The sequence below is a fragment of the Okeania sp. genome, from assembly GCF_983059655.1.
The window spans coordinates 1-3,227 of sequence record NZ_CEZPJD010000866.1; the positions used below are offsets into that span (position 1 = coordinate 1).

Genomic DNA, 3,227 nt, shown 5'->3' on the forward strand with positions numbered 1-3,227 from the left:
ACTGATAACTGATAACTGATAACTGATAACTGAAATGACCTTCTCCAAGATTAGTAGCTGATAGGTGACGGCTGAATACTTAGGGTTTGCGCTCAAAAGTATGAGTGGTAAGGGTAGGAGCCAGAATCCAGAATCCAGAAATCAGGAGGAAGTCAGGAGGAATGGGAATTATAGAAGAGGTAGTCAGAAGAATCGTCCCAAGATTGTTCTTCCCCTATCTGGCCCAAAATATGCTCCTTTTTGAGCTCTAATAGCTCAAAACCAGGTACTTTTTCAATACCTAAAAAGGCTAAAATCAATATCAGTAAATGCTTTGATATTTAATCAGCAAGCCCTACTTAAAATTTGACTTGATATTACATCAACTCCTGATAAAAATCAAATAACTGCCTAGCCAAAGCTTGATTTGTATACTGATTCATTGCTTTTTCATAACCCTTTTTCCCTAATTCCTCAGCTAATTCTTTTTGCTCCATCAACTGCATTAAACAATTTCTCAATTCTTCAACATTTCCTTCTGGAAATACCAAACCAGTATCCCCAATTACATGAGGAATTTCTCCAGAATCAGAACCTATTACAGGTACTCGACAAGCCATTGCTTCAATTAAAACATGACCAAATTGTTCTTTCCACCCCACAGAAGTTAAAGTTTTAAACTTATAAGTAGTTTCTGATGGTAATACTAAAGTATTCATCAAATTAATATACTTTTGTACATGGTCGTGAGGAACACTTTCTACTAAAATCAACCTATCTTTAATTCCTAATTCTGCTGCTTTTTCTAATAAAGTCGATTGTAACTCACCCCTTCCTAATAATAACCATTTCCAAGGTTTTTCTTGTAAACCTGCTAAAGCTTCTGTTAATGTGAATAATCCCTTTTCCTCAACAAAACGACCCACAAAACCCACCACAAAATCATCAAGTTTAATTCCCAAACTATCTTTTAATTCTACCTGTGGTTCTGGTTTAAACAAACTTTCATCTACTCCCAATTGAGGCATAACTTTAATCGGCCCTTTGTAGCCTCGTTCTCTTAAAATATCTTCTCCATCCTTATTTCCAGCAACAATTCCATCAGTATTTTTAAGATTATAAAATTCTAGTAAAGAAATGGGAAACTTGAGAGTATAAGGTAAATTCCACCAAGTAAAAAATAGATTTTTAGCTTTGAGTCCTAAAAGTTTATTAAAAGTAATAAATTGAGCGTAAGTTAAAGCTTTAGAACCCTGTTCTACTTGAACAATATCGGGCTTGAATTTTCGTAGCAAACTAATTAAATCAGGACCAAAAGTCAGTAAAGCTTGATTATTTTCACTGTAATTAGAAATTGGTACTACTTGAAAGGAACCCTCATCAATAAATTGGGTTTCAACTATTTGACTTTGTACTCCTTTAGGATTCCAACGTTTAGGAACAACAACCGTAACTTCTATACCCGGTTCAAGTTGAGCTAAAGCGCGTAACTTTTCCCTGTTTAAGTCAACAATATAGGTGTGGCTAGCTACTAATATTTTCATGGTTATTATTGGGTAATTATTTATAAAACAGTATGTACCACGTTTTTCAGAAAAATTTGAAATTATATAGCGCTACGCATTAAGGTTAGGACATTTCTAAATCCTGTTTCCTGATAGATTCCGCACCGAAAACCCTTTGACAGTTTACTCTTCCCTATTCCCTATTCCCTAGGGCGTAGCGCTATATCAATTTGAAAAAAGAATATTACGAATCATAAGAGCAGTAAAGGTGGATGGCCATTTACTAACGCAAAGCTTCCGCTTTATACCAATTTGATAAATGTTTGTTACAAATGGTAGGGACGTTGCATGCAACGTCTCTACAAAATAAGGAAGAGGGAAGAAGGAAAAAGGGGGAAATTTTGAAAAAAAGGGAAATAAGATAGAGATAACTATCTCAAATCAACTGGAGCAGCTATTTTTAAGCATATCCGATCAATGTCTACCTTTTTGTATTATTCTTTTTTCAAATTGGTATTATATATTGCGAAGCAAAACGCCCTTACTTTACTTGTTAATTATTAATTATTAGTTGTTGAACTATTTGTGTCATTATTCATCTCTAGTTTGATCTAACCAAGCGACTAAATCAGATATATTTTTGAATTCTAACATTGTCTGAATTAATTCTTCTAATTCCCTATTTGATAATTGATTAAAGCGTTCTTTTGTCTTAGCATCAATTGTGCCTAATAAACGCTCTATTAAACTTAGAATTAATTCCCTTTTACCTTCTTCACGACCTTCCCTTTTACCTTCTTCACGGCCTTCCCTTTTACCTTCTTCACGGCCTTCGTTACGACTAAAAGCAATTGCTCCTTTTCGGTCAAGAATAAATCGCTCTTGGCTTTCCAATCTTTCTAATTCTTCAGGGCTTAAATTAGTCTCATCAGCAATAGTAAAAGCATGATTAATTTCAGGAACTATTCCCATTGATTCTGGTACTACTTCCAATCTCTCAGTATGTTTCAGAAAGTAAAGCCATTTATCTGTAATACTTTCTAAATCTTCCAAGTTTTTTTTAAACTTAGGTAACTCTACAAAAAACATTTCTAATTCACTATCTGGGTAAAGAAAAGAGTCATCCCATTCTTTAAATACAAAGCGGTTTATAATTTTTTCAGTTTTCTTAAACATCTTAAAATCAGTAATAGTTAGAGAAATTACAGGTTGTAAATCAGTATAAATTTCCCCTCGCTTGAGTTGATTAACATAAACTTTAGCTGCATAGTAAGGAATTTGTTTATTGAAACCTTCTATATTTAATACCTGCATTTCAATGATGACTATAGAACCATTATCAAGAGTTGCCTTCACATCTAAAAATGAATCTTTGAGAATAGCCATCGCTCCTGCTTCATAAGTATTACTAAATTCCAAGTCATGGATAGTATTTTGACCTTTATAGAGCAGTGCATTCAGAAAACTAATCAGAATATCTTTACTCTCAGCAGAGCTAAATATTTTTTTGAAGGCATAATCTGTTTTAGGATTAATAAATCTCATAATAATACAGCTTGTTAATTATTGATGTTTTTACTTCAACCTGCGGACGGACGTTGCATAGAATGTCTCTACTTATTTCTAATTTTTAACTTTCTTTAAAGACATCTCCAAAAATCAAAAGTAAAATCAATTATTATCCATAAATTATCAATTATTCCTCCCTGTTTCCTCTGCTCTAAATTATTAATTATTCCTCCC

At 33.2% G+C, this 3,227-nt stretch carries 2 protein-coding genes; both read right to left on the reverse strand.

Annotation, left to right across the window (positions count from 1 at the left end; all coding sequences use genetic code 11):
• Nucleotides 1-356: 356 nt before the first annotated feature.
• On the reverse strand, nt 357-1,523 hold the full coding sequence (gene hpsO, locus AC3DU7_RS29505; RefSeq protein WP_488042806.1) for a hormogonium polysaccharide biosynthesis glycosyltransferase HpsO: 1,167 nt from the start codon (nt 1,521-1,523) through the stop codon (nt 357-359).
• Between the two features lie 552 nt (nt 1,524-2,075).
• On the reverse strand, nt 2,076-3,029 hold the full coding sequence (locus tag AC3DU7_RS29510) for an Rpn family recombination-promoting nuclease/putative transposase (protein ID WP_488042807.1): 954 nt from the start codon (nt 3,027-3,029) through the stop codon (nt 2,076-2,078).
• Between the last annotated feature and the right edge of the window lie 198 nt (nt 3,030-3,227).

Bases quoted from the DNA above. Each gene is read 5' to 3' on its own strand.
- AC3DU7_RS29510 (WP_488042807.1), bottom strand. From the start codon at position 3,029: ATGAGATTTATTAATCCTAAAACAGATTATGCCTTCAAAAAAATATTT.
- hpsO (WP_488042806.1), bottom strand. From the start codon at position 1,523: ATGAAAATATTAGTAGCTAGCCACACCTATATTGTTGACTTAAACAGG.